The organism is Lentzea atacamensis, assembly GCF_003269295.1.
Taxonomy (GTDB): Bacteria; Actinomycetota; Actinomycetes; order Mycobacteriales; family Pseudonocardiaceae; genus Lentzea; species Lentzea atacamensis.
Window position 1 is genome coordinate 334,528 of record NZ_QLTT01000001.1, and the last position, 25,197, is coordinate 359,724.

General features: G+C 71.0%; 26 protein-coding genes. 10 read left to right on the forward strand and 16 right to left on the reverse strand.

All coding sequences use genetic code 11. The annotated features are described in order from the left end of the window. Position 1: 1 nt before the first annotated feature. Genes C8D87_RS01825 through C8D87_RS01835 form a run of 3 tightly spaced genes read right to left on the reverse strand, consistent with a single transcriptional unit; the run spans position 2 to position 2,380 of the window. Positions 2–967: an ArsO family NAD(P)H-dependent flavin-containing monooxygenase gene (locus C8D87_RS01825; protein ID WP_112225289.1), complete on the reverse strand. Its 966-nt coding sequence runs from the start codon at positions 965–967 to the stop codon at positions 2–4. Continuing rightward, positions 954–2,027 carry an ACR3 family arsenite efflux transporter gene (gene arsB, locus C8D87_RS01830; RefSeq protein ID WP_112225290.1) on the reverse strand — a complete coding sequence of 358 codons (1,074 nt, stop codon included), beginning with the start codon at positions 2,025–2,027 and terminating at the stop codon, positions 954–956. Before arsB ends, C8D87_RS01825 begins: the two co-directional genes overlap by 14 nt. A gap of 29 nt (positions 2,028–2,056) precedes the next feature. Further along, positions 2,057–2,380 carry an ArsR/SmtB family transcription factor gene (locus tag C8D87_RS01835; RefSeq protein WP_112225291.1) on the reverse strand — a complete coding sequence of 108 codons (324 nt, stop codon included), beginning with the start codon at positions 2,378–2,380 and terminating at the stop codon, positions 2,057–2,059. 85 nt (positions 2,381–2,465) lie between these two features. Here C8D87_RS01835 and C8D87_RS01840 point away from each other — a divergent pair, with 85 nt between their 5' ends. Together C8D87_RS01840 and C8D87_RS01845 are read left to right on the forward strand one after the other, a co-directional pair. Further along, positions 2,466–3,107 (forward strand): arsenate reductase ArsC, encoded by a 642-nt coding sequence (locus C8D87_RS01840; protein WP_112225292.1) that lies wholly within the window; start codon positions 2,466–2,468, stop codon positions 3,105–3,107. A 28-nt stretch (positions 3,108–3,135) separates the two neighbouring features. Next, positions 3,136–3,543, forward strand: a complete 408-nt coding sequence (locus tag C8D87_RS01845; RefSeq protein ID WP_112225293.1) for an arsenate reductase ArsC — start codon at positions 3,136–3,138, stop codon at positions 3,541–3,543. Between the two features lie 18 nt (positions 3,544–3,561). Here the strand turns inward: C8D87_RS01845 and arsM are convergent, their stop codons facing one another. After that, on the reverse strand, positions 3,562–4,455 hold the full coding sequence (arsM, locus tag C8D87_RS01850) for an arsenite methyltransferase (RefSeq protein ID WP_112226209.1): 894 nt from the start codon (positions 4,453–4,455) through the stop codon (positions 3,562–3,564). 43 nt (positions 4,456–4,498) lie between these two features. Here arsM and C8D87_RS01855 point away from each other — a divergent pair, with 43 nt between their 5' ends. Next, entirely contained in the window at positions 4,499–4,840 is a 342-nt protein-coding gene (locus C8D87_RS01855) for an ArsR/SmtB family transcription factor (protein ID WP_233439529.1), read from the forward strand. Here C8D87_RS01855 and C8D87_RS01860 read toward each other — a convergent pair. Next, a complete protein-coding gene (locus tag C8D87_RS01860) occupies positions 4,819–6,009 on the reverse strand; it encodes an MFS transporter (RefSeq protein WP_112225294.1) in 1,191 nt (396 codons plus the stop codon). The genes C8D87_RS01855 and C8D87_RS01860 overlap by 22 nt on opposite strands. Continuing rightward, on the reverse strand, positions 5,999–7,303 hold the full coding sequence (locus C8D87_RS01865) for an FAD-dependent oxidoreductase (protein WP_112225295.1): 1,305 nt from the start codon (positions 7,301–7,303) through the stop codon (positions 5,999–6,001). The genes C8D87_RS01860 and C8D87_RS01865 overlap by 11 nt, the downstream gene beginning before the upstream one ends. A gap of 98 nt (positions 7,304–7,401) precedes the next feature. Between C8D87_RS01865 and C8D87_RS01870 the strand changes: the two genes are divergently transcribed. Next, positions 7,402–8,238, forward strand: coding sequence for a helix-turn-helix domain-containing GNAT family N-acetyltransferase (locus tag C8D87_RS01870; protein WP_109636818.1), 837 nt, complete (start codon positions 7,402–7,404; stop codon positions 8,236–8,238). A gap of 4 nt (positions 8,239–8,242) precedes the next feature. Here the strand turns inward: C8D87_RS01870 and C8D87_RS01875 are convergent, their stop codons facing one another. Beyond that, a complete protein-coding gene (locus C8D87_RS01875) occupies positions 8,243–8,887 on the reverse strand; it encodes a response regulator (RefSeq protein ID WP_112225296.1) in 645 nt (214 codons plus the stop codon). Next, complete coding sequence (locus C8D87_RS01880) at positions 8,875–10,023, reverse strand: sensor histidine kinase (RefSeq protein ID WP_233441855.1); 1,149 nt, start codon at positions 10,021–10,023, stop codon at positions 8,875–8,877. The genes C8D87_RS01875 and C8D87_RS01880 overlap by 13 nt, the downstream gene beginning before the upstream one ends. A 168-nt stretch (positions 10,024–10,191) precedes the next feature. On the opposite strand from C8D87_RS01880, the gene C8D87_RS01885 reads away from it, so the two are divergent. Further along, positions 10,192–11,031, forward strand: a complete 840-nt coding sequence (locus C8D87_RS01885) for an AfsR/SARP family transcriptional regulator (RefSeq protein WP_112225297.1) — start codon at positions 10,192–10,194, stop codon at positions 11,029–11,031. On the opposite strand, the gene C8D87_RS01890 is transcribed toward C8D87_RS01885, so the two are convergent. From C8D87_RS01890 to C8D87_RS01900, 3 genes are read right to left on the reverse strand one after another with little or no spacing between them, the layout of a single operon-like run. Beyond that, a complete protein-coding gene (locus C8D87_RS01890; RefSeq protein ID WP_170166285.1) occupies positions 11,002–11,520 on the reverse strand; it encodes a flavin reductase family protein in 519 nt (172 codons plus the stop codon). The two genes, C8D87_RS01885 and C8D87_RS01890, sit on opposite strands and share 30 nt — an antisense overlap. A 10-nt stretch (positions 11,521–11,530) precedes the next feature. After that, complete coding sequence (locus C8D87_RS01895) at positions 11,531–13,612, reverse strand: tetratricopeptide repeat protein (protein WP_112225299.1); 2,082 nt, start codon at positions 13,610–13,612, stop codon at positions 11,531–11,533. 13 nt (positions 13,613–13,625) lie between these two features. After that, positions 13,626–14,831, reverse strand: coding sequence for a hypothetical protein (locus C8D87_RS01900; RefSeq protein ID WP_215732133.1), 1,206 nt, complete (start codon positions 14,829–14,831; stop codon positions 13,626–13,628). 327 nt (positions 14,832–15,158) lie between these two features. Here C8D87_RS01900 and C8D87_RS01905 point away from each other — a divergent pair, with 327 nt between their 5' ends. Then, the gene (locus C8D87_RS01905) at positions 15,159–16,115 is read left to right on the forward strand and encodes a threonine ammonia-lyase (protein ID WP_233441856.1); all 957 of its coding nucleotides are present in this window, start codon (positions 15,159–15,161) and stop codon (positions 16,113–16,115) included. A gap of 12 nt (positions 16,116–16,127) precedes the next feature. On the opposite strand, the gene C8D87_RS01910 is transcribed toward C8D87_RS01905, so the two are convergent. After that, positions 16,128–16,583 carry a TetR/AcrR family transcriptional regulator C-terminal domain-containing protein gene (locus C8D87_RS01910; protein ID WP_112225301.1) on the reverse strand — a complete coding sequence of 152 codons (456 nt, stop codon included), beginning with the start codon at positions 16,581–16,583 and terminating at the stop codon, positions 16,128–16,130. Between the two features lie 173 nt (positions 16,584–16,756). After that, on the reverse strand, positions 16,757–17,011 hold the full coding sequence (locus C8D87_RS01920) for a hypothetical protein (RefSeq protein ID WP_112225302.1): 255 nt from the start codon (positions 17,009–17,011) through the stop codon (positions 16,757–16,759). A gap of 223 nt (positions 17,012–17,234) precedes the next feature. Between C8D87_RS01920 and C8D87_RS01925 the strand changes: the two genes are divergently transcribed. Then, positions 17,235–20,336: a S8 family peptidase gene (locus C8D87_RS01925; RefSeq protein ID WP_146771599.1), complete on the forward strand. Its 3,102-nt coding sequence runs from the start codon at positions 17,235–17,237 to the stop codon at positions 20,334–20,336. 141 nt (positions 20,337–20,477) lie between these two features. Here C8D87_RS01925 and C8D87_RS01930 read toward each other — a convergent pair whose 3' ends face one another. Continuing rightward, positions 20,478–21,071 carry an Rv1733c family protein gene (locus C8D87_RS01930; RefSeq protein WP_112225304.1) on the reverse strand — a complete coding sequence of 198 codons (594 nt, stop codon included), beginning with the start codon at positions 21,069–21,071 and terminating at the stop codon, positions 20,478–20,480. Between the two features lie 287 nt (positions 21,072–21,358). Between C8D87_RS01930 and C8D87_RS01935 the strand changes: the two genes are divergently transcribed. From C8D87_RS01935 to C8D87_RS01945, 3 genes are all read left to right on the forward strand, one after another. Further along, a complete protein-coding gene (locus C8D87_RS01935; RefSeq protein ID WP_170166286.1) occupies positions 21,359–22,285 on the forward strand; it encodes a DUF2157 domain-containing protein in 927 nt (308 codons plus the stop codon). A gap of 45 nt (positions 22,286–22,330) precedes the next feature. Continuing rightward, complete coding sequence (locus tag C8D87_RS01940; protein ID WP_112225306.1) at positions 22,331–23,065, forward strand: calcium-binding protein; 735 nt, start codon at positions 22,331–22,333, stop codon at positions 23,063–23,065. Between the two features lie 158 nt (positions 23,066–23,223). Next, on the forward strand, positions 23,224–23,655 hold the full coding sequence (locus tag C8D87_RS01945) for a hypothetical protein (protein ID WP_146771600.1): 432 nt from the start codon (positions 23,224–23,226) through the stop codon (positions 23,653–23,655). An 18-nt stretch (positions 23,656–23,673) separates the two neighbouring features. Here the strand turns inward: C8D87_RS01945 and C8D87_RS01950 are convergent, their stop codons facing one another. Together C8D87_RS01950 and C8D87_RS01955 are read right to left on the reverse strand one after the other, a co-directional pair. Further along, positions 23,674–24,774: a zinc-binding dehydrogenase gene (locus tag C8D87_RS01950; protein ID WP_112225308.1), complete on the reverse strand. Its 1,101-nt coding sequence runs from the start codon at positions 24,772–24,774 to the stop codon at positions 23,674–23,676. Continuing rightward, positions 24,771–25,184, reverse strand: coding sequence for an acyl-CoA thioesterase (locus tag C8D87_RS01955; protein ID WP_112225309.1), 414 nt, complete (start codon positions 25,182–25,184; stop codon positions 24,771–24,773). Before C8D87_RS01955 ends, C8D87_RS01950 begins: the two co-directional genes overlap by 4 nt. Positions 25,185–25,197 lie beyond the last annotated feature (13 nt).

Consider the following 25,197-nt stretch of genomic DNA (forward strand, 5'->3'; position numbering starts at 1 on the left):
TTCAGCGGGCGATCTTCGCGATGGTCGCTTTCGCCGTCGGTCCGACACCGATGAGGGTGGCGGACGCGGGTCCGGTCCAGCTGCCGTAGCCGAGCAGGTGCAACCGCGGCTCCTCCACCGCGCTCGTCCCGTCGACCGCGACGCGCCCTTCCGGGTCACGCAGCCGCAGTGGCGCCAGATGTCCTAGCGCGGGCCGGAATCCGGTGCACCAGATCACGACGTCGGCGTCCGCCAGCGTCCGCGCGTTCATCGGCGTGGCGGTCAGCAGTCCGCTGTCCCGAGCCTCGCGAACGGACGGCACGGCCACGATGTCACCGAGTTCACCGACGCCGTCCGCGCGGCGGCTGGCGATGTCGAAGAGCGCCTTTCCGTCGATCTCGTCAGGCATGTACCTCGGTGGCCGCCTCGTCATCCAGGTCAGCTCCGTGTGCGGCAGGAGGTCGGCGGCGATCTGCGCGCCGGAGTTGCCGCCGCCGACCACCACGACGTTCCGCCCGGCGAACTCGATCGGGTCGCGGTAGTCGGCAGTGTGCAGCTGGCGGCCGGGCAGGTCCATCAACGGCCGGAACGGGCGCCACCACGTTCCGGTCGCGCTGATGACGTGCTTCGCCGACCACGTCTCGGTGTCGGTGTGCACGAGCAGGCCGTCGTCGTGGCGGCTGACGGCGGTGACCTGGACGGGCCGGCGCACCGGGACGTCGTAGCGCTTCTCGTAGGCGGTCAGGTAGTCGACCGCGTGCTGCGCGGTCGGGTAACCGTCCTGGTGAGGCGGCATCGGCCAGCCGGGCAACGAGCTGTGGCGGGCGATGGAGAACAGCCGCAAGGAGTTCCACATGTGCGGCCACGCGCCGCCCGGCGACGGCCGGGCGTCGAGCACCACGTGGCCGATCCCGGCGCGGCGCAGGTAGTAGGAGGCGGACAAGCCGGCCTGCCCGCCTCCGATCACGACGACGTCAGAGCTCAGCACGGGCCGCCCACCGGCGTCGCAGCCGGAGGCTCACGTAGACGAGCGCGACGAGGACGGGCACCTCGATCAGCGGCCCCACCACACCGGCCAGCGCCTGGCCGGACGTCACGCCGAACACACCGATCGCGACGGCGATGGCGAGTTCGAAGTTGTTGCCCGCGGCGGTGAACGCCAGCGTCGTGGTCCGCTCGTAGGAGAGACCGGAGGCCTTGCCGAGCGCGTAGGAACCGGCCCACATGATCGCGAAGTACACGAGCAGCGGCACCGCGATCCGCGCGACGTCGAGCGGCCGGTTCGTGATGGTCTCGCCCTGCAGCGCGAACAGGATGACGATAGTGAACAGCAGGCCGTACAGGGCGATCGGGCCGACTCGCGGCAGGAACGCCGACTCGTACCAGTCGCGCCCGCGGGACCGCTCGCCCAGCTTGCGGCTGAGGTAGCCGGCCAGCAGGGGAATCCCGAGGAAGATGAGCACGGACTTGGCGATCTCCCACGCCGAGAAGTCGACGGAGGCGGTGCCGAGACCGAGCCAGCCGGGCAGCAGGTCGAGGTAGAACCAGCCGAGCACGCCGAACATGACCACCTGGAACACCGAGTTCAACGCGACCAGCACGGCGGCTGCCTCGCGGTCACCGCAGGCGAGGTCGTTCCAGATGATGACCATGGCGATGCAGCGGGCGAGACCGACGATGATCAGGCCGGTGCGGTACTCGGGCAGGTCGGCGAGGAAGATCCACGCCAGGGCGAACATCAGCGCCGGGCCGAAAACCCAGTTCAGCACCAGCGAAAGCAGCATCGTGCGGCGGTCACGGGTGACGGTGTCGAGTTTGTCGTAGCGGACCTTCGCGAGCACCGGGTACATCATCAGCAGCAGCCCCAGCGCGATCGGCAGCGACACCTCGCCGATCTTCACCGCGTCCAGCACGCCCTGCAGACCCGGCACGAACCGGCCGAGCAGCAGTCCGGCCACCATCGCCACACCGATCCAGACCGGCAGCAGTCTGTCCAGAAAGGACAGTCGGTGCAGCACGTCCGGTGCCGCGATTTCGTTCGTGCTCAACGAGTTCTCCTAAGTGAGGACAGACGGGGTCAGTCGCAACAAGCGCTGGAGTCGCGCAGAGGGCCGCCCGGTGCGAGGACCTGCGCCAGGGTGTCGATGGCGGCGTTGTCGACGCGGTACCAGCTCCAGGTGCCGCGGCGTTCCCTGCTCAGCACACCGGCCTGGACGAGGATCTTGAGGTGGTGGCTCAGCGAGGACTGCGGCATGTCGAACTGGTCGGCGAGGTCGCAGAAGCACGCTTCCTGCCCTTCCGTCCGCCGCACGAGACCGACCAGCTCGACGCGGATCGGTTCACCGAGCGCCTTGAACAGACGCGCGGCGGTGGTCGCGTCGAGCTGCAGCTGGTCCGGCATGTGGTCAGCATAGGGGCTTGGATTGACATTCGTCGATCCAGTCTGTTGTGATCTGCATCGACGAACTTCGGTCCAAGGAGATCTGATGTCCCGCACCCGCGGACTTCCCCAGCACGAGCTCACCGCCCAGCTGCTCCGGATCACCGACGAACTCGCCGACAGGTTCCACGGCGTCTACGGCCGCGAGACCGTCGCCAAGGTCATCGACGAGACCTACGACCTGCTCGCCGCCAACGCCACCGTCACCACCTACCTCCCCGTGCTCACCGCGCGCTTCGCCCGCCAGCGGCTGACCGACCAGGGCCGCGCCGACGGACTGACCACGATCACAGTGCCGCAGGTGCTGTTCATCTGCGTCCACAACGCCGGCCGCTCGCAGATCGCCGCCGCGCTGCTCGAGCACCACGCGTTCGGCAAGGTGTCCGTCCGGTCGGCGGGCAGCCGGCCGACCGGCACCATCCCGCAGACCGTCACCGACGCCCTCGCCGAGCTCGGGATCGAGCTGACCGAGGCCTTCCCCAAGCCGTTGACCGACGAGGTCGTGCGCGCCGCCGACGTCGTCGTCACGATGGGCTGCGGCGACGCTTGCCCGGTCCACCCCGGCAAGCGTTACCTGGACTGGGAGGTGGCCGACCCGGCAGGTGCCCCGCTCGACACCGTCCGGACCATCCGCGACGACATCGACCGTCGCGTCCGCGGCCTGCTGTCCGAACTGCTCCACGACTGAGAACCACCAGGAACCGAGGAGAACGACCGTGTCCAAGACCCCCGAGGTGCTGTTCGTGTGCGTGCACAACGCGGGCCGTTCGCAGATGGCCGCCGCGCTGCTGCAGCACTACGGCATGGGGCGCATCAGCGTGCGCTCCGCCGGTTCCGCACCCGCGGACAAGGTCAACCCCGCCGCGGCGGAGGCGATGGCCGAGTGGGGCCTGGACATCACCGCCGAGGTGCCGTCCAAGCTCACGACCTCCGACGTCGAGGCCTCCGACGTGGTGATCACCATGGGCTGCGGGGACACCTGCCCGGTGTTCCCCGGCAAGCGCTACCTGGACTGGCAGCTCGACGACCCGGCCGGGCAGGGCCTCGACGCGGTGCGGCCGATTCGTGACGACATCGACCGCCGCGTCCGCGGCCTGGTGGCCGAGCTGCTCGACCAGGCGTGATCGTCCGGGCGTGACCGGTCAGCCCTGGCAGCCGCACCCGGACGCCGTCTTGGCCTCGGCGACGCTCGTCGCGGGGTCCAGCGACTGCTCGTCCGTCGTACAGCAGGCGCTGACGCCACAGCAGGAGCTCTGCCCTTGTGCCACGGGCAGGCTCGCCGGGGTGACGGCGCCGGCCGGCTTCGTGGCGCGCACGATCGCCGAGTGCATGCCGTCGGCGACCTGCCGGGTCGGGGTGATCTCGATGTCGGTGAAGCCCGCCGCCCGCAGGCCGTCGCGGTACTCGCCGAACGTCAGCGCACCGGCGATGCAGCTGACGTAGGACCCGCGCTCGGCCCGCTGCGCCGGGGTGAGACCGTCGTCGGCCACCACGTCGGACACGCCGATGCGGCCGCCGGGGCGCAGCACGCGGAACGTTTCGGCGAACACCGCGGACTTGTCGACCGAGAGGTTGATGACGCAGTTGGAGATCACGACGTCGATCGTGTTGCCGGGCAACGGAATCGACTCGATGGTGCCCTTGAGGAACTCGACGTTGGCCGCGCCCGCCTTGGCCGCGTTGGACAGGGCGAGCGCGAGCATCTCGTCGGTCATGTCCAGGCCGTACGCCTTGCCGGCCGGGCCGACCCTGCGCGCGGAGAGCAGCACGTCGATCCCGCCGCCGGAGCCGAGGTCGAGGACCCGCTCCCCCTCCCGCAGCTCGGCGACCGCGAGCGGGTTGCCGCACCCGAGCGAGGCCGCGACGGCCTCGGCGGGCAGCTCGCCGCGGTCGCTCGCGGAGTAGAGGCCCGCGCCGAAGTTCTCGTCCACCTCCACCGCCTCCGGGCCGCAGCAACCACCGCCACCCGAGCTGACCGCGGCCGCCGCCGCCGCGTAGCGGGCTCGCACCGTCTCCCGCAGATCTGCGTCGCTCATCTGCACACCTCCTGCTGTATTGAAAACTGTCTATTGTTGGAACGTGTCGAAACAAGACTGCTGTGAGGGCTTGTCCGAGGCGCCGCTGGCAGAAGAGCAGGCGGCAGAGCTCGCGGCGATGTTCAAGGCGCTCGGCGATCCGGTGCGCCTGCGGTTGCTGTCGATGATCGCGTCACAGCCCGGCGAGGTCTGCGTCTGCGAGCTCACCCCGGCGTTCGAGCTGTCCCAGCCCACGATCTCCCACCACCTCAAGGTGCTGCGCCAGGCCGGGCTGGTCGACTCCGAACGGCGCGGCACGTGGGTCTACTACCGGCTGCGGCCCGAGACCACCGACCGGCTGGCCGCCGTGCTCGCCGCCAGTGGTCAGCCTGCCGGGGTGCGGTAGCTCGCGGTCGACAGCGCGGCCGCCAGCACACCGATCACGCCCAGCGCGACGAACACCGCCGGGTAGCCGCCGAGCCAGGACGCCATCGCGCTGCCCGCCCACGGTGCGACCGCGGCGGTCAGCATCACCGGGCCCATCAGCAGGCCGCTGAGCCGTCCGTAGTGGACCGCTCCCCACCGGTCGGTGATCGCGGTCGCCTGCACCAGCGTGAGGATTCCGCGCGTCACGCCGGCGAGCACCGCGCCCGCGATCAGCAGCAGCGCCGGTCCGGGCACCACCCCGAGCAGCACCGTCACCACCGCGCTCGCCAGCAGCACCACCGCGGTGCGCACGCGGACCGACGTCGCCGCGGCCAGGCGTCCGTAGCCGAGCCGCCCGAGCACCTGTCCCGCGCCGCCGAGCCCGAGCGCGACGGCCGCGACCGAAGTGGACAGTCCGCGTTCGGTCAGCAGCGGCACCAGGTTCACCACGCCCGCGTACACGCTCAACGCGGCCAAACTCATCGCCACCGTGAGCGCGAGGAACGGTGCGCTGCGTGCGATCGCGGACGGGTGGTGCTCCTCGTGCTCGTGCTCGATCGACGGCCACGGCAGCCGGAGTCCCCACAGGTGCACCGGAATCGTGATGACGGCGAGGACCACCGCCAGCGCCAGGTAGGTCTCCCGCCAGTCGAGGTGGGTGCCGAGCCAGGCGGTCAGCGGCGCGAACACGGTGCTCGCGAGTCCGGCGACGAGGGTGAGCGTCGTCAGGGCCGGCACCCGGTCCGGCCCGTGCCAGCGGGTCAGCGCCGCGAACGCCGGCGGGTACAGCACACCGGCCATCGCCACGCCCGCAACCGCCCACGCGCCGATGAACCAGGCCGGCGACTGCGCGGTCGCGATGGCCACGACCGCGGGCACCGCGAGCAGCGATCCCGCGGTCATGACCGGCCGCGGGCCGTGCCGGTCCAGCAGCCGCCCGGCCGGTACGCCGACGAGCGCCGCGACCACCTGGCTCACCGAGAACCCCGCCGTCACCCACGCCAGCGACCACCCCGTCTGCGCGCTGATCGACGTCGCGAGCACCGGGAACGCGTAGTAGAGCACGCCCCAGCTGGTGATCTCGGTGACGCACAGGACGATCAGCACACGGCGCAGGCCCGCGCGAGACCGCGCCGTCTCAGCGTGCACTGGTGACGAGGCCTGCCGGCTCGGTGCCGCAACCGCCGCCCTTGACCTCCTCCGGCGCGTCGAACACGCCGGCCCCTCCGCACACCCCGGTCTCCGGCAGCACGAGCTCGACCCGTCCGGCCGACTCGTGGTCACCGGCGATCGCGGCCACCACGGACCGCACCTGCTCGTAGCCCGTGAGCGACAGGAACGTCGGCGCCCGGCCGTAGCTCTTCATGCCCACCAGGTACACGTTCGGCTCGGGGTGGCGCAGCTCTGCCTCGCCGTGCGGGTAGACGGTGCCGCACGAGTGGACGTTCGGGTCGATCAGCGGCGCGAGCTTCACCGGGGCCTGCAGCACCGGGTCGAGATCGAGCCGGATCTCCGACAGCCACGACAGGTCCGGGCGGAACCCGGTCAGCACCACGACCTCGTCGATGTCCTCCACGCGGTGACCGTCGAACGACTCCAGCGTCAGCCTGCCGTCCGCCGTCCGCTCGACCGCGGCGGTGCGGAACCCGGTGACGGTCTCGATGCGCCCTGCCTTCGCGGCTTTCCTCGCCCGCAGGCCCAACGCGCCTCGCGCGGGCAGCTGGTCGGACTCTCCCCCGCCGAAGGCGTTGCCCACCGCGCCGCGGCGCAGCAGCCACACGATCTTCGTGCCCGGTTCCCGCTCGGCGAGGTCGGCCAGCGCGACCAACGCGGTCAACGCCGAGTGCCCGCTTCCCGCGACCGCGATCCGCTTGCCCGCGTACCGCGCGCTGGAGGTGGCGAGATCCGGCACGCGGTAGCTGATCTGTGCGGCAGCCGCCCGCTCTCCCACCGCGGGCAGACCGTCACCTCCCAGCGGGTTCGGCGACCCCCACGTGCCGGAAGCGTCGATCACCGCCCGGGCCGTGATCCGCTCCTCGCCCGCGTCGGTCAGCACGTGCACCGTCAACGGCTCGTCGTCACGCCCGGCGTCGACGACGAGGTCCCGGCCACGCCGCGCGACCCCCACGACCCGCGCACCGAACCGCACCCGGCCGCCGAGCGCCTCCGCGAGCGGGACGAGGTAGAGCTCGGCCCACTCCGCACCGGTCGGGTACCCTTCCGGCCGCACCCAGCCGCGTCGTTCGAGCAGGCGGACCGCCGCCGGGTCCACCAGCTCGCTCCATCTGGAGAACAACCGCACGTGGTGCCACTGCGACACCGCCGCACCCGCGCGGTCGCCGGCCTCCAGCACGATCGGCCGCTCGCCCCGCTCGACCAGGTGCGCCGCCGCGGACAGACCCGCGGGACCGGCACCCACCACGACGACTGGCAACTCGCTCATCGCACACCCCTTGAATTGATGAACTTCGAATCAACGTCTGGGACTCTATCGACGCGGGTCGATTGACGCAACCATCGACTTCCGTCGATACTTGCCGCATGACGGTCACCGTGCCCGGTCCACGCCTGCTCACCGCGCAGGACGCCGCGACGTACTCGGAGTGGTTCGCGAGTCTCGCCGAACCCACCCGCGTACGACTCCTGCACGCCGTGGCGACGGCAGGCCGGTCGATGACGGTCGGCGAGCTCACCGAGCTGCTCGGCATCAGCCAGTCGACGTGCTCGCACCACGTCCGCAAGCTCGCCGACGTCGGGTTCCTCCTGCTGCACAAGGAGGGCACGGCCACCCGCGTCGCCGTGAACCCCAACTGCTGCACCGGCCTGCCGCACGCCGCCGACGTGGTGATGGGTGTGCTCGAAACCCGCCCGTGCTGCCCGCTCGACGTGCCCGCCGACGTGACCGTGCGCCCGCTCGAACCGGGTGACTGGAGCGCGGTCCGGCGGATCTACGGCGAGGGCATCGCCACCGGTGACGCCACCTTCGAGACCGAGGTGCCGAGCAGGAAGACCCTGGACGCCAAGTGGCTCCCGGACCACCGCTGGGTCGCCGAGGTGGACGGCGAGGTCGCCGGCTGGGCCGCCGCGACGCCGGTGTCCGCCCGCGACTGCTACGCCGGCGTCGCCGAGACCTCGGTCTACGTCGGCGCGGGCTCACGCGGCCGAGGGGTCGGCAAAGCGTTGCTGAACAAGCAGGTCACCGCCGCCGACGAGGGTGGGCTGTGGACGTTGCAGACCTCGATCTTCCCCGAGAACCGCGTGAGCCTCGCCCTTCACCACGCCGCGGGCTTCCGCACCCTCGGTGTCCGCGAACGCATCGCACAGCACCACGGCGTGTGGCGCGACACCGTGTTCCTGGAACGCCGCACCGCCGAGTGAGGCCTCAGCCCTGCAGGTAGCGCACGATCGCGAGCACCCGCCTGCTGTAGGCCGCGCTGTCGGTGAGGTCCAGCTTGTCGAAGATCGCGTTGATGTGCTTCTCCACGGCGCTGCGCGAGATGCTGAGCGCCTGGCCGATGCCGGGATTGCTGTGCCCCTGCGCCATCTTCTCCAGCACGTCGCGTTCCCGCGGGGTGAGCAGCGCCAGTGGATCGGCGTGCGCGCTGCGGGCGATCAGCGCGCGGACCACGTCCGGGTCGAAGGCCTCGCCACCCGCGGCCACGCGCTCCAGCGCGTCGAGGAACTCGCCGACCTCCATCACACGGTCCTTGAGCAGGTAGCCGACGCGGCCACCCTCCGTTGAGATCAGCTCGGTGGCATAACGCTTCTCGACGTACTGCGACAGCACCAGCACGCCGGTCTCCGGCCAGCGGCGGCGGATCTCCAGCGCCGCCCGCAGGCCCTCGTCGGTGTGCGTGGGCGGCATCCGGACGTCGGTGAGCACGAGGTCCGGGCGGTGCTTCGCGGTCTCCTCGAGCAGTGCCGCGCCGTCGCCCACAGCGGCCACCACCTCGTGCCCCTCCTCGGCCAGCAGCCGGATCAGGCCCTCGCGCAGCAGGGTCGAGTCCTCGGCGATCACCAGGCGCACGGCAGCTCCGCGGTGATCACGGTGGGGCCGCCGCGCGGGCTGTCCACTGTGAACGCTCCGTCCACCGCGGCCACTCGCCGGGCCAGGCCGGACAGGCCGCTGCCGGCCGGGTCCGCGCCGCCGATTCCGTCGTCCTCGATCCGCACGACGACCATGGTGCCCGCACGGGTGACCGAGAGGTCGATCCGGGTGGCCCTGGCGTGCTTGCTGACGTTCGTCACGGCTTCGGAGGCGACGAAGTACGCGGGGATCTCGATGGTGCCCGGGTGGCGTTCGGTGAGCTCGTAGCGCAGCCGGACGGGTACGCCGGAGCGTTCCGCCAGCGACTCGAGGGCGGCGTGCAGGCCGTCGCTGTCCAGTCCGACCGGGTACACGCGCCAGGTCACCTCACGCAGGTCGAGCAGCACCCGCCCGGCCTCCTCGCGGGCCTGCTCCAGCAGTTCCGCGGCCTGGTCGGGACGGCGGCTCGCGCGGCCGAGCAGCATGCCCAGCGCGACCATGCGCTGCTGCACGCCGTCGTGCAGGTCGCGTTCGATCCGCCGGCGCTCCTCGTTGATCACCTCGACCACCTCGGCGCGGCTGACGGTGAGCTCGGAGACGCGGCGCCGCAACACCTCCTGCGCGGTCGGGCCGAGGAAGTGGCTCGCCAGCCTGCGGTCGAGGCTCTCCACCCCGAGCAGCCCCTGCAGCGTGATGAACACCAGCAACGTGCCGAACAGCGTGAAGGTGATCGGGTCGTACCAGCTCATCTCACCGTCACCGGAACCGATGGCCTCTCCCCCGGTCACCATCTGCCACACCATGACCGCCCCGGTCGCCGCACCGAGGAGGATCAGCACCAGCACACCGGCGCCGAGCCCGCCGATCAGCCAGCGGATGCCCAGGTACTGCAGCGCGCGCTTGCCCGAGTAGTCCTCGGCGGTGCACGGCCCGTGGTAGCGCTCGATCCTCCTGCGCTCGAACTCCGCGATCCTCCTGGCCGCGGCGAAGACCACGGGCCGGGCGGACGGCACCAGCAGCACGGGCACGGCGCAGATGAGGAAGGCGAGCTCGGCGAACGCGCCGGCACCCCCGATCGCCAGCCCTGCCGCAAGACGCGTGGCACGGCGCAGCAGACCACCACGTTCGAACAGCACCTCCGCAGCGTAGCCAGCACCGGGCAGCTGATCCACTGCGGTCGGCCGCACACCTGCACTGTGGAAAACCACACCCCGCCGCAACCGGCAGTTTCACGCCCGGCTCTACCTCGAAGCCCACCGGCTGCTGGACACTGTCCCGGTCGGTGAGGGAGAGGTGACGAGCATTTGGCAACGGGGGACGAACCACTGCAGTTCCGGGTTCTGGGGACGTTCGAGGTCACGCGCGGCAGTCGAAGATGCACGCCGACGGCCTCGAAGCAGCGGGCGTTGCTCGCCTTGCTCGCCTTGCACGCCAACGAGTTCGTGGCGACGAGTCGCATCGTCGACCAGTTGTGGTCGCGTGGCGCGCCGCGTTCGGCCATCGCCGCACTGCACGGCTACGTGACCGCGGTGCGGCGGGTGCTCACGCCGGGCTTGAGGAGCGCCAGGACGTCTCATCCCGTTCTGAACACCCGCCCCTCGGGCTACATGCTCTGCCTGGAGCCGCATCAGCTGGACCTGACCAGGTTCCGCCAGCTGGTGAAACAGGCTCAGGCCGAGGTCGCGGCCGGCGACTGCGGGCAGGCACGGGAGATGTTCACCGCGGCGCTCGGGTTGTGGCGCGGGTCGCCGTTGGCCGACCTGCGGGAGACGGGCATGTTCGACCACGACATCTCGCGGCTGGAAAAGGAATACCTGGAGCTGTTGCGCAGCCGGTTCGACGTCATGCTCTGCCAGGGCGACGGGCACCTGGCGGTGTTCGAGCTCGAGGAGCTGTGCGCGAAGTACCCGTTGTGGGAGAGGTTCCACGAGCAGCTGATGCTCGCGCTGTGCCAGGCCGAGCGGCGGGCCGACGCGCTCAACGCCTACGCCAGGGCGTATCGGGTGCTCTCCAGCGACGCCGGGATCGAACCGGGGCCGCGGTTGCGGGCCATGCACCAGGTCGTCCTCAGCGGGGACGACCCCCGGCACTGGCACGACCACCGGCACGCCGGGCTACGGGTGGCGCACACCGTTTCTCTTTAGGCGCCAGTCGAACTGCCGCCGGTAGCAGACGAGCGGTTCACCTTCCGCCACCTCGGTGTGGGTGACCTCGCCGATCAGCACGGTGTGGTCGCCGTGGTCGAACACCGCGGTCGCGGTGCAGCGCAGGTAGATCGGTGCCGCGCCCAGGCGGGGCACGGTGCCGTCCCACGCCCAGGCGACATCGGCGAACTTGTCCGCGCCCCGGCTCGCGAACGTCCGCGCGGTCCGTTCCTGAGCGCTGCCGAGCAGATGCACACCGAACTCCGCGCAGTGGGTCAAGGGATCGCGGCACCGTGAGGCGTGGTCGACGACCACCAGCACCGACGGCGGATGCACGCTGTACGAACAGATCGACGAGACGAGCAGGCCGCACGGCCGGCCGGCCGCCTGCCGGGTGGTGACCACGGCGAGGCCCGAGACCAGCCTGCTCATGGCGTCGGTGAACGTGGCCACCGGCAGTGCGGCGGCCACGTTCTCCGTTGCTGTCACCGCGATCCTCCTAAACCGTCGCGGCGGCGCAGAGTTCCCTGCGGTGCCGCGCGTCCTCGTCATCGGCGACAGCGAGAACGGCGTCGTAGTCGGCGATCGCCGCGGCCCACTCGCCGGACTCCTCGTACGCGACCGCGCGGTTGAACCTCGCCTCCGGGTTGTCGTCGAGCTTGATCGCCCGGCTGAGGTAGCTGATCGCGTCGGTCAGGTCGCCGGACGCCGCCGCGATCGTGCCGCGGATCGCCCAGGCCTCGGCCAGGCTGTCGTCGCGTTGCACCGCCTGCGCCAGTGCTTCGGACGCCTCGTCGTACTGCTCTCGTTCGACGAGCAGCTGTCCCTTGAGGCACAACAGGTGTGCGTTGTCCGGTGCCAGCTCCAGGGCGGCGGTGACATCGCGCCACGCCGCCTCGACGTCACCGTTGGCGAGCAGGAGTCCCGCGCGGTTGATCCTGGCGTCGACGTGCCTCGGGTCGAGTTCGACGACGTAGCCGAAGTCGGCGATGGCGCCTTCGATGTCGCCGAGCGCCAGGCGTGCGTCGGCGATGTTGTAGTAGGCCTCCGGGAACGGCGGGGAGAGCCGCAGTGCCTCGCGGTAGGCGGCGATCGCTTCCTCGTCGCGGCCGAGTCTGCGCAGGATGTTGCCGACGTTGAAGTGGTGCTCGGGGAAGTTCGGGTCCCGTTCGACGACGTGGCTGTAGTCGGCGAGCGCGTCTTCCAGCCTGCCCATGCCGCCGTAGACCTGTGCCCGGTTGTAGCGCAGCACCAGGCGGTGCAGCGCGTGCTCGTGCGGTTCCAGGTCGCGGTCCAGCCTGGCCAAGCCGTCGTTGAGCAGCGCGAGCGCCACCTCCGGTTTCTGCTCGCGCACCTCCACCAGTGCGAGGCCGTTGCGGGTGAACACCGACTGGAAGGCTTCCTTCTTCGGGTCGGTCAGCAGCGACGCCATCGCGATCGCCTGGTTCATCCACGCCCGTGCGCGAACGTAGTCCCGCTCGCCGTCCGGGTAGTGCCGCGCGTGCAGCATCGCCGTCGAATACGCCAGTTCAAGGTGCACGGCCGGATCCGTTGACGCTGCCCGGCCCTCGACGTAAAGAGCTTCTGCCTCGTGCGCACGTCCGACCGCCGCCAGCGCGATGCCCGTCTGGAACGTGAGCTGCCACCACGTCTCGGCATCGGTTTCCCGGTCGGCGACCGCGCGGCCGCGCAGGCCGAGGTCCGCCGCGGCCTGGTAGAGGCCGGTCTTCTGGCAGTGGTCCATGGCGGCGCGCAGTGCTTTCGCGCCGGCGCCCGCGGGGTCGCTGCCGTGCTCCAGGTGGTACGGGATGGCGCCGAGGTGCAACGAGAACTCCGTGGACTGAGCGAGCTGCTCGGCTCGGGCGTCGTGGAGTGCGGCTCTGGCTTCGTTCGGCAGAGCGAGGTAGGCGGCGAGCAGACGCGGGTCGTCGGCCGTGCCGTCACTGTCCACATAGGCCTGTGCGGGGTGGTCCGGCAGCGGGTCCTCCGCCGCAGGTTGAGCTTCGACCACCCGCGCGTGTGCGGCGATCGTCCGCGCCAGCGACACGTCGATCTCGCCGCGGGGGTCGGCGAGCGGTGCGCGGCTCGTGCCCACCACCACGGTGAGGCCGGGGATGTCCTGGCGGCGCAGCAGGATCGCGATGAACTCCTGGTCCGACGGGTCGGCCTCGTGCGCGTTCTCGAACACGAGGGTGCGCGGACCGCCGCCCAGCGCCGCCAGGTGGTCGCGCAGCACCTCTGCCAGGCCGTTGCCGATGTTGCGGGTGTGCAGCCGCGAGTAGTACCGGGTGCGTTCGTCGTTCTGCACGGCCCACTCCAGCGTGTGCCACGCGCTGGGCACCCGGCCGGCCAGCTCCGGCGTGCTCGTGAGGAGTTCGATGTTGTGCCGCTCCCCCAGCTCGGGGCAGCGGTCCAGCAGGTCGTCGGCGATCAGGCGCAGCAACGATCCCGCCGCGGTGTACGGCCCGCGCAACCGCCGGTGGGCGTCGACCGCCGCCCAGATCGGCGGCAGGTCCAGGTCGGCGAGCGCGAGTGCCCGGTCGCGCCGCCGGTCGGCGCGGATCCAGTAGCGGCTGTCCATGGGGTGCGTCCTCTCAGTGAATGACGTGGTGCAGGCGGCGGTCCCGGCGCGTCTGCACGCGTTCGCGGACCATGAGCCAGCCGAGCACTGCGAACTGCGCGATCGCCACGCCGCCGAAGACGATCGAGTCGAGCAGCAGGGGCGTGGGCACCGCGTCACCCGTGAGCCGGCCGAGCACGCCGACGGTGAACCGGTAGACCACGGGAGCTCCGGCGAGCACGAACGTCGTGAGGCTCGCGGTGTACCCGACCACGACGAGCCACGAGTACCAGAGCGCCACCCGGCGGTCGACCGGGTGCAGCATCGACTCGTCGGTTTCGAGGCGCCCGAACAGCCGCCTGAACCGGTTGCGGACCATCTGCCGTGCGGCCCCGTGCAGGTCGACGCAACCGAGCACCGTGCTCACGAGCACGTAGATGTCCGTGCGCAGGTAGAAGAAGAACTGCCAGATCACCCGAAGCAGCGCGGCGAACGCGACGGCGAGCAGGAAACGCCCCGCACCCGACAGCGAGCCGTCCGCGTGCCGCGTCAGGTCGGCGGCGATGGTGCACGCGGCGATCCCGATGACGTCGGCCAGCAGCCCGGCGACGATCGGCAGGTACCGCTTCCGCCGCGGCACGGCCACGAGCCCGTCGAGCGACGTCTCCAGCACGATGAAGTAGAGCCGCCGCCCGATTCTCAGCCGCGACTTGACGCCGAGCCTGCGCCCGGCCAGCGCGTGAAACGACTCGTGCAGGAGAATGAGCGGAACGGCGGCGAGGAAAAGCCCGACCTGGATGACCATGTAGTAGTCGGAGAAGAAGATGTTGTGATACGTCGGCCGCAGGTCCGGCGTGCGCACCATGGCGTACAGCGCCCAGCCGGCCAGTCCCGCGTAGACGACCCACGCCCACGGCGAGAACAGCGCGGCACCGAGTTTGGCGAAGCGCACCGGTTCCGTCGCGGTGACGAATTCGCCGGACTTCCGAATGAGGCCGAGCTCGTCGAGTCCCGCGACGACGTCCTCGATGTCAACGCTTTCCCCGTAGGCCCGCTCGAACCATTCAGCCGCCTGGCGCGGCGTGTCCCCCGCTTCCAGTCTGCGCACGAGCTCGGCGCCCTCAGCGGGGAAGATGCCGTACGAGTCGACGTCGGCACGCCCGATCGTCACCTCGTCGCCGTCCTCCAGGAACACCAGCGGATGCAGCGCCACCGGCCGGTCCAGATCGAACTCGGTCACCACGTTCCTCCCCGCGTGAGGCCAGATGCGCTGGGCGGCAAGGCCCAGCGCATCCCCGCCGCGCCTTAGACCGGCTTGACGTTGTACTGCGAACAGGCGGCCGCCGTGAGGCGAACCGGGCCCACCTTGCGAATGGTGATCCGCTTCATTTTCTTGGTCTTCTCCATGAGTGCACCTCCTCTTGCTGCGATACCGACATCGAGAGAGTTTGCCCGCACACTCCAAGAAATCTCCAAGAGGGCTCCAAAATCGAATCGTCACGCTATAGGAGAAGAAAATGGGCAACATTCCAGGTTGCCCGTCCTGCAAATGTCATAGGGTGGTGACATGGCTGAGCTGCTGACCATCGCCGACGTTCGGGCTGCGGCCGAGGTGCTCGACGGGCGGGTGCTGCGGACACCCACGCTCCCCTCGGCGGGGTTGTCCACGCTGCTGGGCGTGCCGACGACGGTGAAGCTGGAACTGTTGCAGCGCAGCGGTTCGTTCAAGACGCGCGGCGCCTTCGCGAAGATCCTCTCGCTGTCCGGCGCGGCGCGGGCGGCGGGCGTGATCGGCGTCAGCGGTGGCAACCACGGGATCGCGCTGGCCGACGCCGCGAACGAACTGGGCGTCGCCGCCACCGTCGTGATGCCCTCCACGGCACCCGCTCGCTCGGTGGACCTCGCTCGTGCGTCTGGTGCCGACGTGCGGCTGACCGACGACCTGCCGTCAGCCTTCGTGCTGCTGAACGAACTGGTGGCGGCGGGCGCGACCCTCGTGCACCCCTACGACGACCAGGTCGTGATCGCCGGCCAGGGCACGGTCGGGCTGGAGTTCGCGAGCGACGCCCCACACCTCACCGACGTGCTGGTGAGCATCGGCGGCGGAGGGCTGGCCGCGGGCGTCGCGACCGCGTTCCACGCGCTCGTGCCCGGCGTCCGCGTGTGGGGCGTGGAGGTCGAGGGCGCCGACGCGATGCACCGCGCACTGGACGCGGGCGGCCCCGTGGAGATCACGCCGACGTCGATCGTCTCGACTCTCTCCGCACCCCACGTGTCGCAGCTGACCTACGACCACGCCGTCGCGCTTCTCGAGGACGTCCTGGTGGTGTCCGACGCCGATGCCGTACGGGGCACGATCACGCTGGCCGAGACGCAGAAGGTGTGGGCGGAGCCCGCGGCGGGCTGCCTGGTGCCGGCGGCACGCAGGGTGCTCGACCGGGTCGGGCCCGGCGCCCGGCTCGGGATCGTGCTGTGCGGAGGGAACGCGACCGTCGCCGACGTCGTCCGGTGGGCGAACGCCTGACCCGGCCGAAGTTCAGCGAGCGAGGAGCTTGGCGACCCCGAACTCGAACCGCTCGTCGAAGGACTCCTCGGCGAGGAAGGGCAGCACGTTCTCCAGCGCGGGCCGCTGCCCCGGCGTGAGGTCATCGGACGAGCGGTGCGGCATCGCCTGTTCTTCCTGGCACAGGCCCAGGATGAAGTAGACGACGCTCCAACAGGTCCAGGCCGCCTCCCGCTCGGACAGGCCACCTTCGAGCAACGCGCCGACGAACGCCTCGGCGACGTCGAGAGTCGCGGGCTCGTTCGCGTAGGTGCCCGCGACGACGGCCGCGCCGTCACGGTGGGCCAGCAGGGCACGGCGGGCGATCTCGGTGGCGCGGGCGTGCCAGTCCCGCGGCAGGCCGGTCAGGGAGACGCCGGCGACGACCGCGTCCGCCATCAGCTCGCTCTGCCGGGCCTGGCTCCCCGCGTGCCACACAACGGAGTTCATGTGCACGTCCAGACGAGCGGTTGTCGGGGCTCGGCGTCACCTACGCGACCGGCAGGCGCGTGAGGAACCTGCGAATGCCGGACGGGAGCACGCTCTTCGAGCGCCTGCGGACCGGCGAGCACGTCGCGACCGGCGAAGGGCTCGTGCGCCCGGACGGTCACCTGGCGGCGTGACTATCGGATGGAGGCCTGAGCACGCGCGGCCGGGATGTCGTCGACCGCCACGACCTCGCGCCCGCCGGCCAGCACGAGGTCGCCGTCCGACGCGGCGGCGAGCATGGCGCGTTTCTCGGCGGGCGACCTCGCCTGGTGGACCACCCCCAGGCGATCGACGCGAATCAGCGTGACGGACGGATCCGTCACGCGGAACTCCGCGACGCTGCTCAGCCTCCGGACACCGTCGAGGCTGAAGTGGGCGAACTTCGGCATGACAATTGGTCTACACCAATAACCCTCCCCGCGGTAAGGGGCCAGTTCGCGCCGGCCCCTGTGCTCCGCGCCAAATTGGCGTAGACCAATTGACATGCGACTCCGAGCTTGGGCGGTCACGTGCGGACTGTGCGTGTCACTCGCCGTTGCGCCACCCTCCTCAGCCGATCCGCCGACGCCCGGACCGGGCAGAACGATCACCCTGATCACCGGGGATCAGGTGGTGGAGCACCGAACTCCAGGTGGCACGCGCACTTACGTGCCGCGAGCGGCGCGCGGACGGGAGCAGGTCCAGTTCGTCCAGTACGAGATTCCAGGTCACCACTACGTCGTCCCCGCCGACGCCGCCGGACTCGTGGCGGCCGGAAAGGTGGACGAGCAACTGTTCGACATGGCACCGCTCTTCGCGCAGGACGACGAGCACCTGCGAGTTGTTGTGCAGCACGGCGAGGAAGTCACGTCCCTCGCGGCGGCCGGTGACACGCGGACGCTCGCGAGCCTGCCCGGTTCCGCCCTGCGCGTGCGGAAAGCCGACGCGGCCGCGGCGTGGCCCAAGCTGACCGCTCCCGGCGTCAGCAAGGTGTGGCTCGACCGCAAGGTCCAGGCTTCGCTGCACGAGAGCATGCCGCAGATCGGCATGCCCGCGGCCTGGTCGGCCGGGTACACCGGCAAGGGCGTCAAGGTCGCGGTGCTCGACACCGGCGTGGACGACGGCCATCCCGACCTCGAGGGTGCCGTGGTGGCTGCCCGCGACTTCACCGGCAGCACCAGCGGCACCGCCGATCGGTACGGCCACGGCACCCACGTGTCCTCGATCATCCGCGGCACCGCCGACCGTTATCGCGGTGGTGCGTCCGACACGTCTCTGCTGTCCGGCAAAGTTCTCGACGACTGGGGGTCCGGCTTCCTGTCGTGGGTCGTCGCGGGCATGGAGTGGGCGACCGCGAACGGCGCCAGGATCGTCAACCTCAGTCTGGGCACCGGTGTGCCCAGTGCCGGTGACGACGTCATGTCGGTCGCCGTCGACCGGCTCACCCAGCAGACCGGCGCGTTGTTCGTCGTCTCCGCCGGGAACAACCCCGCCGTGCTGGGTTCGCCCGCCGCCGCACGGGAAGCGCTCACGGTCGGCGCGGTGACCAAGCAGGACGCCGTCGCCGGGTTCTCCGCACGGGGGCCGCGCGCGATCGACAGCCTGCTCAAGCCCGAGATCACCGCGCCAGGCGTCGACATCACCGCGGCACGGGCGAAGGACACCGAGATGGGCGTGCCCGTGGACGACCGCTACACCACGGCGTCGGGCACGTCCATGGCGGCGCCGCACGTCGCCGCGGCGGCCGCGGTGCTGGCCGGGAGCCGTCCCGGCTGGCAGGCGCCGGAGCTCAAGGCGGCGCTCATGAGCACGGCGAAGACGGTGGCGGGCGAGACCGTGTACGCGCAGGGCGCCGGGCGGGTCGACGTGGCCAGGCTCGTCCGTCAGAACGTCCACGCGAGCCCTGGCGGCGTGAGTTTCGGCCGGGTCTACGACAAGGCACTGAGCCAGGTCGTGACCGTGCACAACACCGGGCGGTCACCGGTCAGCCTCGGCCTCACCCTGGACGTGCGTGACAGCGCCGGAAACCCCGCTCCGAGCGGAATGTTCGGCACCGACGTGAACCGCGTCGACGTACCGGCCGCGGGCACCGTCCAGGTCACCGTGCACTCGCGGGCAGGCGTCCACGCGCCACCGGGCGACTACGGCGGATGGCTGGCCGGATCGTCCGCTGACGGGAGCGACGCCGTCCGCGTCCCGATCGCGTTGACCAAGGAAGCCGTGCCACATCACGACATCGATCTGGTCACGCTCGACACCGCGGGCAAGCCGGTCACCGGCTACCCGATCTGCGTCAGCCTGGACACGGGTGAACGCTGCCGCACCGTCGAACGCGGTGACGGCCGCCTGTCCGCGCGAGTGCCGGCCGGTCGCCACCTGCTCGCCACGAACGTCTTCGAACCCGGCCCCAGGCCGGACACCTGGCAGGTGTCGGCGATCGTGCGGCCGGTTTCGGTCAGTCAGGACAGCACGTTCGTCCTCGACGCGCGCAACGCGATCCCGTCCAGGGTCGCCGTGGACCGGCCGAGCACCGACCTCGGCGCCATGCTCACCGTCGCCTGCGACACGCCGGCGGGCAAGGCGATGTTCAGCGCCTCGGCGGCACGGCTCGCGGATCTGCGCGTGGCACCGGCCGCCGACGAGGCCGAAGCCGGTTGCCGCAGCACGTTCGGCACGGTGCTGGTGTCCGAAAAGGACACCGCGTCGAGCCCGTGGACCTACCACCTGATCTTCCCGTCGACCGGCGACATCCCCGCACCGGTGTGGCAGGCGCACGACGACCAGCTCGCGGTCGTCGAAGCCCGCGCCGCCGCCCAGGGAACCGTGCCGCAGCACGCCGTCAAGACCGTCTCGCCGATCTCGGACGGGTGGTTCGTCGTCCCGTGGAACTCGCTCGTCACACCACTTCCCGGTGTGCGCACGGAGTACCGCTCCCCCGGCCCGTGGACCTGGTACACCTACTTCAGCACCTACACGGACAACACCGAGACGTTCCTGTCACAGCAGGTCGCCCACACCACGTATCCGGCAGCGGGCCCGCGCGTCGAACGGTGGAACGCCGCGGTGTTCGGACCGAGCCTCGCCCCCGTCGACAGCACGGCCCACCGCTTCGGCAACACCGTGCTCTTCCAGATCCCGCTGTACGGCGACCAGTCACCGGACAACTCGGGCTACCTGCCCGGCATGACCGGTACCGTGTCGCTGTTCCGCGGCCACGACCTGATCGGTCCGGGCTCGATCCCGTTCGGCAACGTCAGCGCGTGGGCCCAGGTCCCGGCGGAACCGGGACGCTACCGCCTGGTCGCCGACGCGCAGCAGTCCTCGGCGGGCACCCCGCTGTCACCGCGGATCAGCGCCGAGTGGACGTTCCGCTCCGGCCGCGTCGACGACACCACGCAGATCCCGTTGCCGCTGCAGGTGGTCCGGTTCGCGCCGCCGGTCGACGAGCACAACACGGCACCGGCCGGGCAGGAGTTCCGCGTGCCGGTGACCGTGCAGCGGGTCACGGGCGCACCGCCGTCGCTCGTGATGGGCATCTCCGTGTTCGCTTCCTACGACGAAGGAACCACGTGGCATCCCGTGCACCTCATCCCCACCGCGACCGGGTGGGACGCGGTGCTGCACCATCCGCCGAACGCACGCACGGTGTCGTTGCGCGCCACCGCGACCGACGCCGGTGACAACTCCGTGCAACAGACCATCGTGCGCGCTTACGAGCTGAGGCAGGCGGGCTAGCCCTTCGGATTGTGCGACATCCTCGCCGGGGCACTCGTGATCGACGCCGCCGGGCACCACCTGGTGCACGGCGGCGCCGACTTCATCTCGCCGGCAGTTCTCCACGACGTACAGACCGCGCTCGAACGGCGGCACGAGGCTTCAGCGGGAGGTCCAGTCGGCTGAGACCTGCCGCCACTCCAGCTCCCACCGCCGCAACCGCAACCGCGTGTGCGTGAACCGGGTCAGGAGGTACAGCAGCGCCGCCGCGGCCGTCGCCGAGCCCCACACCACCAGGGCGACCACGATCGCGGTGATCGCGGCCCCCGCGGCGGACAACGGCGGCTCGGTCAGGTCACCGTTCCGATCGATCCAGATCGGCACGGTGGCGCCCGCCATCGCGCCGTGGTGCGCCTGCACCTCGCCTTGCCGCTCCTTCCCGTCCGGTGCGAGCCACGTCGCGCGCACGGGCGTGGTCTCCAGCACCGTGCCGCGGTCATCCACCCGCATGGCGGGCGGGGCGTTCTCGGCGAGCACGGCCTCGGCGCGCTGGCGCGTCGTCTGCTCGGTCTCCACCCGCGTCTGCCGGCTCGCGTGGAGTTCGGAGCCGGCCGCACCCGCGACCGGCACGGCGAGCAGCGCGACGATCACGGCGGCGACCAGCGCCGCGCCTTCGAGGCGATCGCCGGCGGTCGCGAGCTTGTTGCGGCCGGGGAACGCGTGCCGTACGACTCGCGAGAGCAGCTTCGAGCCCATCGTCCACCTCCGCGAGCAGGTTTCTCCTGACCAGGATCCCACTTCAAGGGCCCTTGGTCACGCCCCGGCAGGCGCCTGACGGCCTGCCGTTCACCCTGCCCATGATCGTCCTTTTCGGACTTCGGAGGCGCACGCGCCGACTCGCGGTGCGAGAGCTGGAAAGCGACGTGCCACAACGGTTCCTGCTGGCAGAATGGTGAGGCTGCACCCGATGACCGTCGTGGTCGCCGGAGCGTGGCCGGCGGTTCCGGCCGTGCGGGAGATCTGGCCTCGGGAGGATGATGACCATGGCGATTACCGCGAGGCAGAGCCAGGCGCTGCACGACCTCACCACGCGGGGAGTGCTGTCGGCCGACCAGGAAAGCGCCGTACGCGACGCACTCGAGGAGACCGGTGCGCCGCCGCGGGTCGCCGATCGGGTCACCGAGCTGGCCGCGTACGTCGGCGGCGGGCTCGTCCTCGGCGGGGCCGCGCTGCTGCTCGGGCTGTCCTGGGAAGACATGTCCCGCCTCACCAGGGTCGGGGTGCTCGGGGCGGCGACCGTTCTGCTGTTGGTCGCGGCCGTGGCGGTGGGCGGCCGTTCGGTGCGCGCTGTCACTGATGTGCGCCGGCGCGTCGTCAGCACGTTGTTCTCGCTCGCCGTCGTGACGGCGGCGTTCACTGCGGGAACCGCGGTGTCGTCTCGCGAGTTCGTCGTGGGTGCCACAACGGGTTTCGTCGTCGCGGTGGCGGCGTACCTGCTGGTGCCCACGGCGCTGGCCTGCCTCACCCTCGCCGCGGCGGCGATCGCCACGGTCATCGCGTGGACCACCGAGTACGCCGCGGACGTCCCGCTCGTGATCGGTGTGGCGTTGTTCGCGCTCGGGCTGATCGGCGCTCTGTTGTCCCTTGTGGACGTTCTGCGACCGGTACCGCTCGCGCTGGCGGTCAGTGCCGCGACCGCGTTGTTCGGCGCCCAGCAACCGTTGGGCAGCAACGCATGGGTGGCCTACGCGCTCACCGCCGGGCTCGCCGCCGCCTGCTTCGCCGCCTATCTCGGTGTGCATTCGACGGTGTTGCTCGTGGCGGGCGTGGTGGCCACGACCATCGTCGTGCCGGAGGTGGTGTGGGACCTGACCGATGGTGCCGTGGGCGGAGGCGTCCTGCTCCTGGTGGCGGGTGCCGTGCTGCTCGCCACCAGCCTGGTGAGCACGTGGTTGCGCCGCCACCGTTGATTTGGCCCCTTATGTCTGCTCGTGCCGCAGCAAGAAACTGCTGACATGAGCGACTATCGAAGATCAGTGGTACCAGTGCTCCTGGTGACCGCGGGCCTGGTGTTCTGGCCCACGGGCACGGCGGCAGCGCAGCCGCAGACGTGCAACGGCCTGACCGCCACGCACGTCGGCACCAACGGACCGGACGTCGTGTTCGGCACCAACGGGCCGGACGTCATCGTGACGCTCGGCGGAGACGACGTGGTGTTCGGCCTCGGTGGCAACGACACCGTCTGTCTCGGGGCCGGCGCGGACGAGTTCTTCGGCGGTGCGGGCAACGACTGGGCCTCCGGTGAGGCCGGCGCCGACACCCTCAACGGCGAGGCCGGCAACGACACCCTCCTGGGCGGCGACGGCCCGGACCGCCTGGACGGCGCGGCCGGCAGCGACATCCTCAACGGCGGCGCTGCCGCCGACACCATCGAGGGCGGCGCGGGCGACGACACTGTCAACGCGGGAGCGGGCGCGGACTCCGTGAGCGGCGGTGAGGGCGCTGACACCCTCAACGGCCAGAACGGCGCCGACCGCATCGAAGGCGGAAACGGCAACGACCGCATCAACGGTGGCGCGGGCGTTGACGACCTCGACGGCGGTGCCGGCAACGACATCGTCAACGGTGGCGCGGGGAACGACACGCTGACCGATCCGTCCGGCCTGGACGTCGGCGACGGCGGCGCGGGACCGGCCGACCGCTGCGACTCGCGGTTCGAGTCGCTGTCCGGCTGCGAGATCATCTTCTGACCGGGGGGGCCGCCGTCGAACCGGCACCGGCCTGACCCGTGATGAGCGGAGCGTTCACCGGCCCGAGGTTGATGAACGCTCTCCTCACTCCGTCGAGCGGCCTGGCACATGTCGTCGGACTCTGCCCCACACTCCGGAAGCTGCGGATCCTCAGGCACATGACATACGACGTGACATTCACCGAGCTGGCCTCCACCGTCACCTGCCATCAGCGGGTGAACACGACCGCGGCCGGCATCGCCAGTGCCGTCGGCCGAGGACTGCAGGACCTCTACGAGTTCGCCGCGCGCGCCGCGGTGACACCCGCGGGACCACCGCAGCTCAGCTGCCCGGACCCGGCTCCCGGCCGGGAGCTCGACCTCGACCTCCATCTGCTGCAGATCTCCGGCAGACCCGAGAAGAGCGGCGACATCGACGTCGTCGTTCTGCCGGAAGGGCCGGTCGCGCAGACGTTCCACCACGGCCGGTACGACGAAATCGGCGCCGCGTACGAGGCCCCGGCGCGAGAGCTGTACCTCACGGGACCGGACACAGCCACGGTTCCCGACGACTGCCTCACCGAGGTGGTCGTGCCGTTGCGCCGCAACTGACCGGCGGCGCGCCGACGCTCACGCCATGACGACGACCTGACGCACGGCCTCCCCGGACGCGAGCCTCGCGAACCCCTCGTTGATCTCGCTGAGCCCCAGCCGCCCGGACAGCAGCCCGTCGACCGGCAACCGGCCCGCCCGGTACAGGTCGACGAAGCGCGGTACGTCCCGGCGCGGCACGCACGAACCCAGGTAGCTGCCCTTGAGCGTGCGTTCCTCCGCGACGAGGTTCAGCGCGGGCAACGTGATCGTGCGGTCCGGGTGCGGCAGTCCGACCGTGACGGTGGTGCCGCCGACGGCCGTGGCGGCGTAGGCCTGTTCGAGCACCGCCGCGACGCCCGTGGTGTCGATGACCTTGTCCGCGCCGCCGCCGGTCAGGTCCCGCACGTGGCTCACCACCTCGGGGCCACCGGCGGCCTCGTGCGTCGCGCCGAGGGTGAGGGCCAGCGTGCGCTTGTGGTCGACGACGTCCACCGCCACGATCTGCGTCGCGCCCGCCGTCGCCGCCGCGAGCACGGCGGCCAGCCCGACGCCGCCCAGGCCGAACACCGCGACCCGGTCCCCCGGCACGACCTGCGCGCTGTAGAACGCCGCGCCCGCACCGGTCAGCACGGCGCACCCGAACAGCGCGGCGATGTCGAGCGGCAGGTCCGGCGGCACGAGCGTGGCGGAGCGGCCGGAGATCACGGTGTGCTCGGCGAAACCGGAGACGCCGAGATGGTGGTGTGGCCGGGTGCCGTCCGGGAGCGTCCATCGGCGGTGCCCGCCCAGCAGCGTGCCGTCGCGGTTCGCGACGGCGCCCGGTTCGCACAAGGCCTGGCGGCCGGACGCGCACCGGCGGCAGGCGCCGCACGCCGGGACGAACGACAGCACGACGTGGTCGCCCGGCGCGAACTCCGCGTTCGGGCCCGCCTCGACGACCTCGCCCGCCGCCTCGTGCCCGAGCACCATGGGCAGCGGCCGGATCCGCGAGCCGTCGATCACGGACAGGTCGGAGTGGCACAGGCCGGTGGCGTGCACGCGCACCAGCAGTTCGCCGGGACCGGGCGGGTCGAGCTCGAGGTCGGTGATCTCCAGCGGCCCACCGACAGCGGTCAGCACCGCGCCCCGCGTCTTCACGCGACCACCAGGCCTTCCATCGCCGTGCGCAGCTGCGCGGGGATCTCCACCGGCTTGCGGGTCGTCCGGTCGACGAACACGTGCACGAAGTGGCCTTCCGCCACGACGTCGTCACGTCCCTCGAAGTAGAACCCGACCTCGTAGCGCACGCTCGACCGGCCGAGGTGCCCGATCCGCAGCCCGGCGTCCAGCGCGTCCGGGAACGAGACCGAGCCGCGGTAGTTGCAGTGGGACTCCACGCACAGGCCGATCACGGTGCCGTCGTGGATGTCCAGGCCCGCGTCGATCAGCCACGTGTTGATCACGGTGTCCATGAACGCGTAGTGGACGACGTTGTTCACGTGCCCGTACACGTCGTTGTCCGCCCACCGGGTCGGAATCCTCTGCCAGTGCCGGTAACCGTCGCGCACACGACCTCCAGTC

Excerpts from the sequence above, each read along its gene's own strand:
- C8D87_RS01835 (WP_112225291.1), bottom strand. The coding sequence starts at position 2,380 with ATGCCGGACCAGCTGCAGCTCGACGCGACCACCGCCGCGCGTCTGTTC.
- C8D87_RS01840 (WP_112225292.1), top strand. The coding sequence starts at position 2,466 with ATGTCCCGCACCCGCGGACTTCCCCAGCACGAGCTCACCGCCCAGCTG.
- arsM (WP_112226209.1), bottom strand. The coding sequence starts at position 4,455 with ATGAGCGACGCAGATCTGCGGGAGACGGTGCGAGCCCGCTACGCGGCG.
- C8D87_RS01865 (WP_112225295.1), bottom strand. The coding sequence starts at position 7,303 with ATGAGCGAGTTGCCAGTCGTCGTGGTGGGTGCCGGTCCCGCGGGTCTG.
- C8D87_RS01870 (WP_109636818.1), top strand. The coding sequence starts at position 7,402 with ATGACGGTCACCGTGCCCGGTCCACGCCTGCTCACCGCGCAGGACGCC.
- C8D87_RS01895 (WP_112225299.1), bottom strand. The coding sequence starts at position 13,612 with ATGGACAGCCGCTACTGGATCCGCGCCGACCGGCGGCGCGACCGGGCA.
- C8D87_RS01905 (WP_233441856.1), top strand. The coding sequence starts at position 15,159 with ATGGCTGAGCTGCTGACCATCGCCGACGTTCGGGCTGCGGCCGAGGTG.
- C8D87_RS01910 (WP_112225301.1), bottom strand. The coding sequence starts at position 16,583 with ATGAACTCCGTTGTGTGGCACGCGGGGAGCCAGGCCCGGCAGAGCGAG.
- C8D87_RS01920 (WP_112225302.1), bottom strand. The coding sequence starts at position 17,011 with ATGCCGAAGTTCGCCCACTTCAGCCTCGACGGTGTCCGGAGGCTGAGC.
- C8D87_RS01930 (WP_112225304.1), bottom strand. The coding sequence starts at position 21,071 with ATGGGCTCGAAGCTGCTCTCGCGAGTCGTACGGCACGCGTTCCCCGGC.
- C8D87_RS01935 (WP_170166286.1), top strand. The coding sequence starts at position 21,359 with ATGGCGATTACCGCGAGGCAGAGCCAGGCGCTGCACGACCTCACCACG.
- C8D87_RS01940 (WP_112225306.1), top strand. The coding sequence starts at position 22,331 with ATGAGCGACTATCGAAGATCAGTGGTACCAGTGCTCCTGGTGACCGCG.
- C8D87_RS01945 (WP_146771600.1), top strand. The coding sequence starts at position 23,224 with ATGACATACGACGTGACATTCACCGAGCTGGCCTCCACCGTCACCTGC.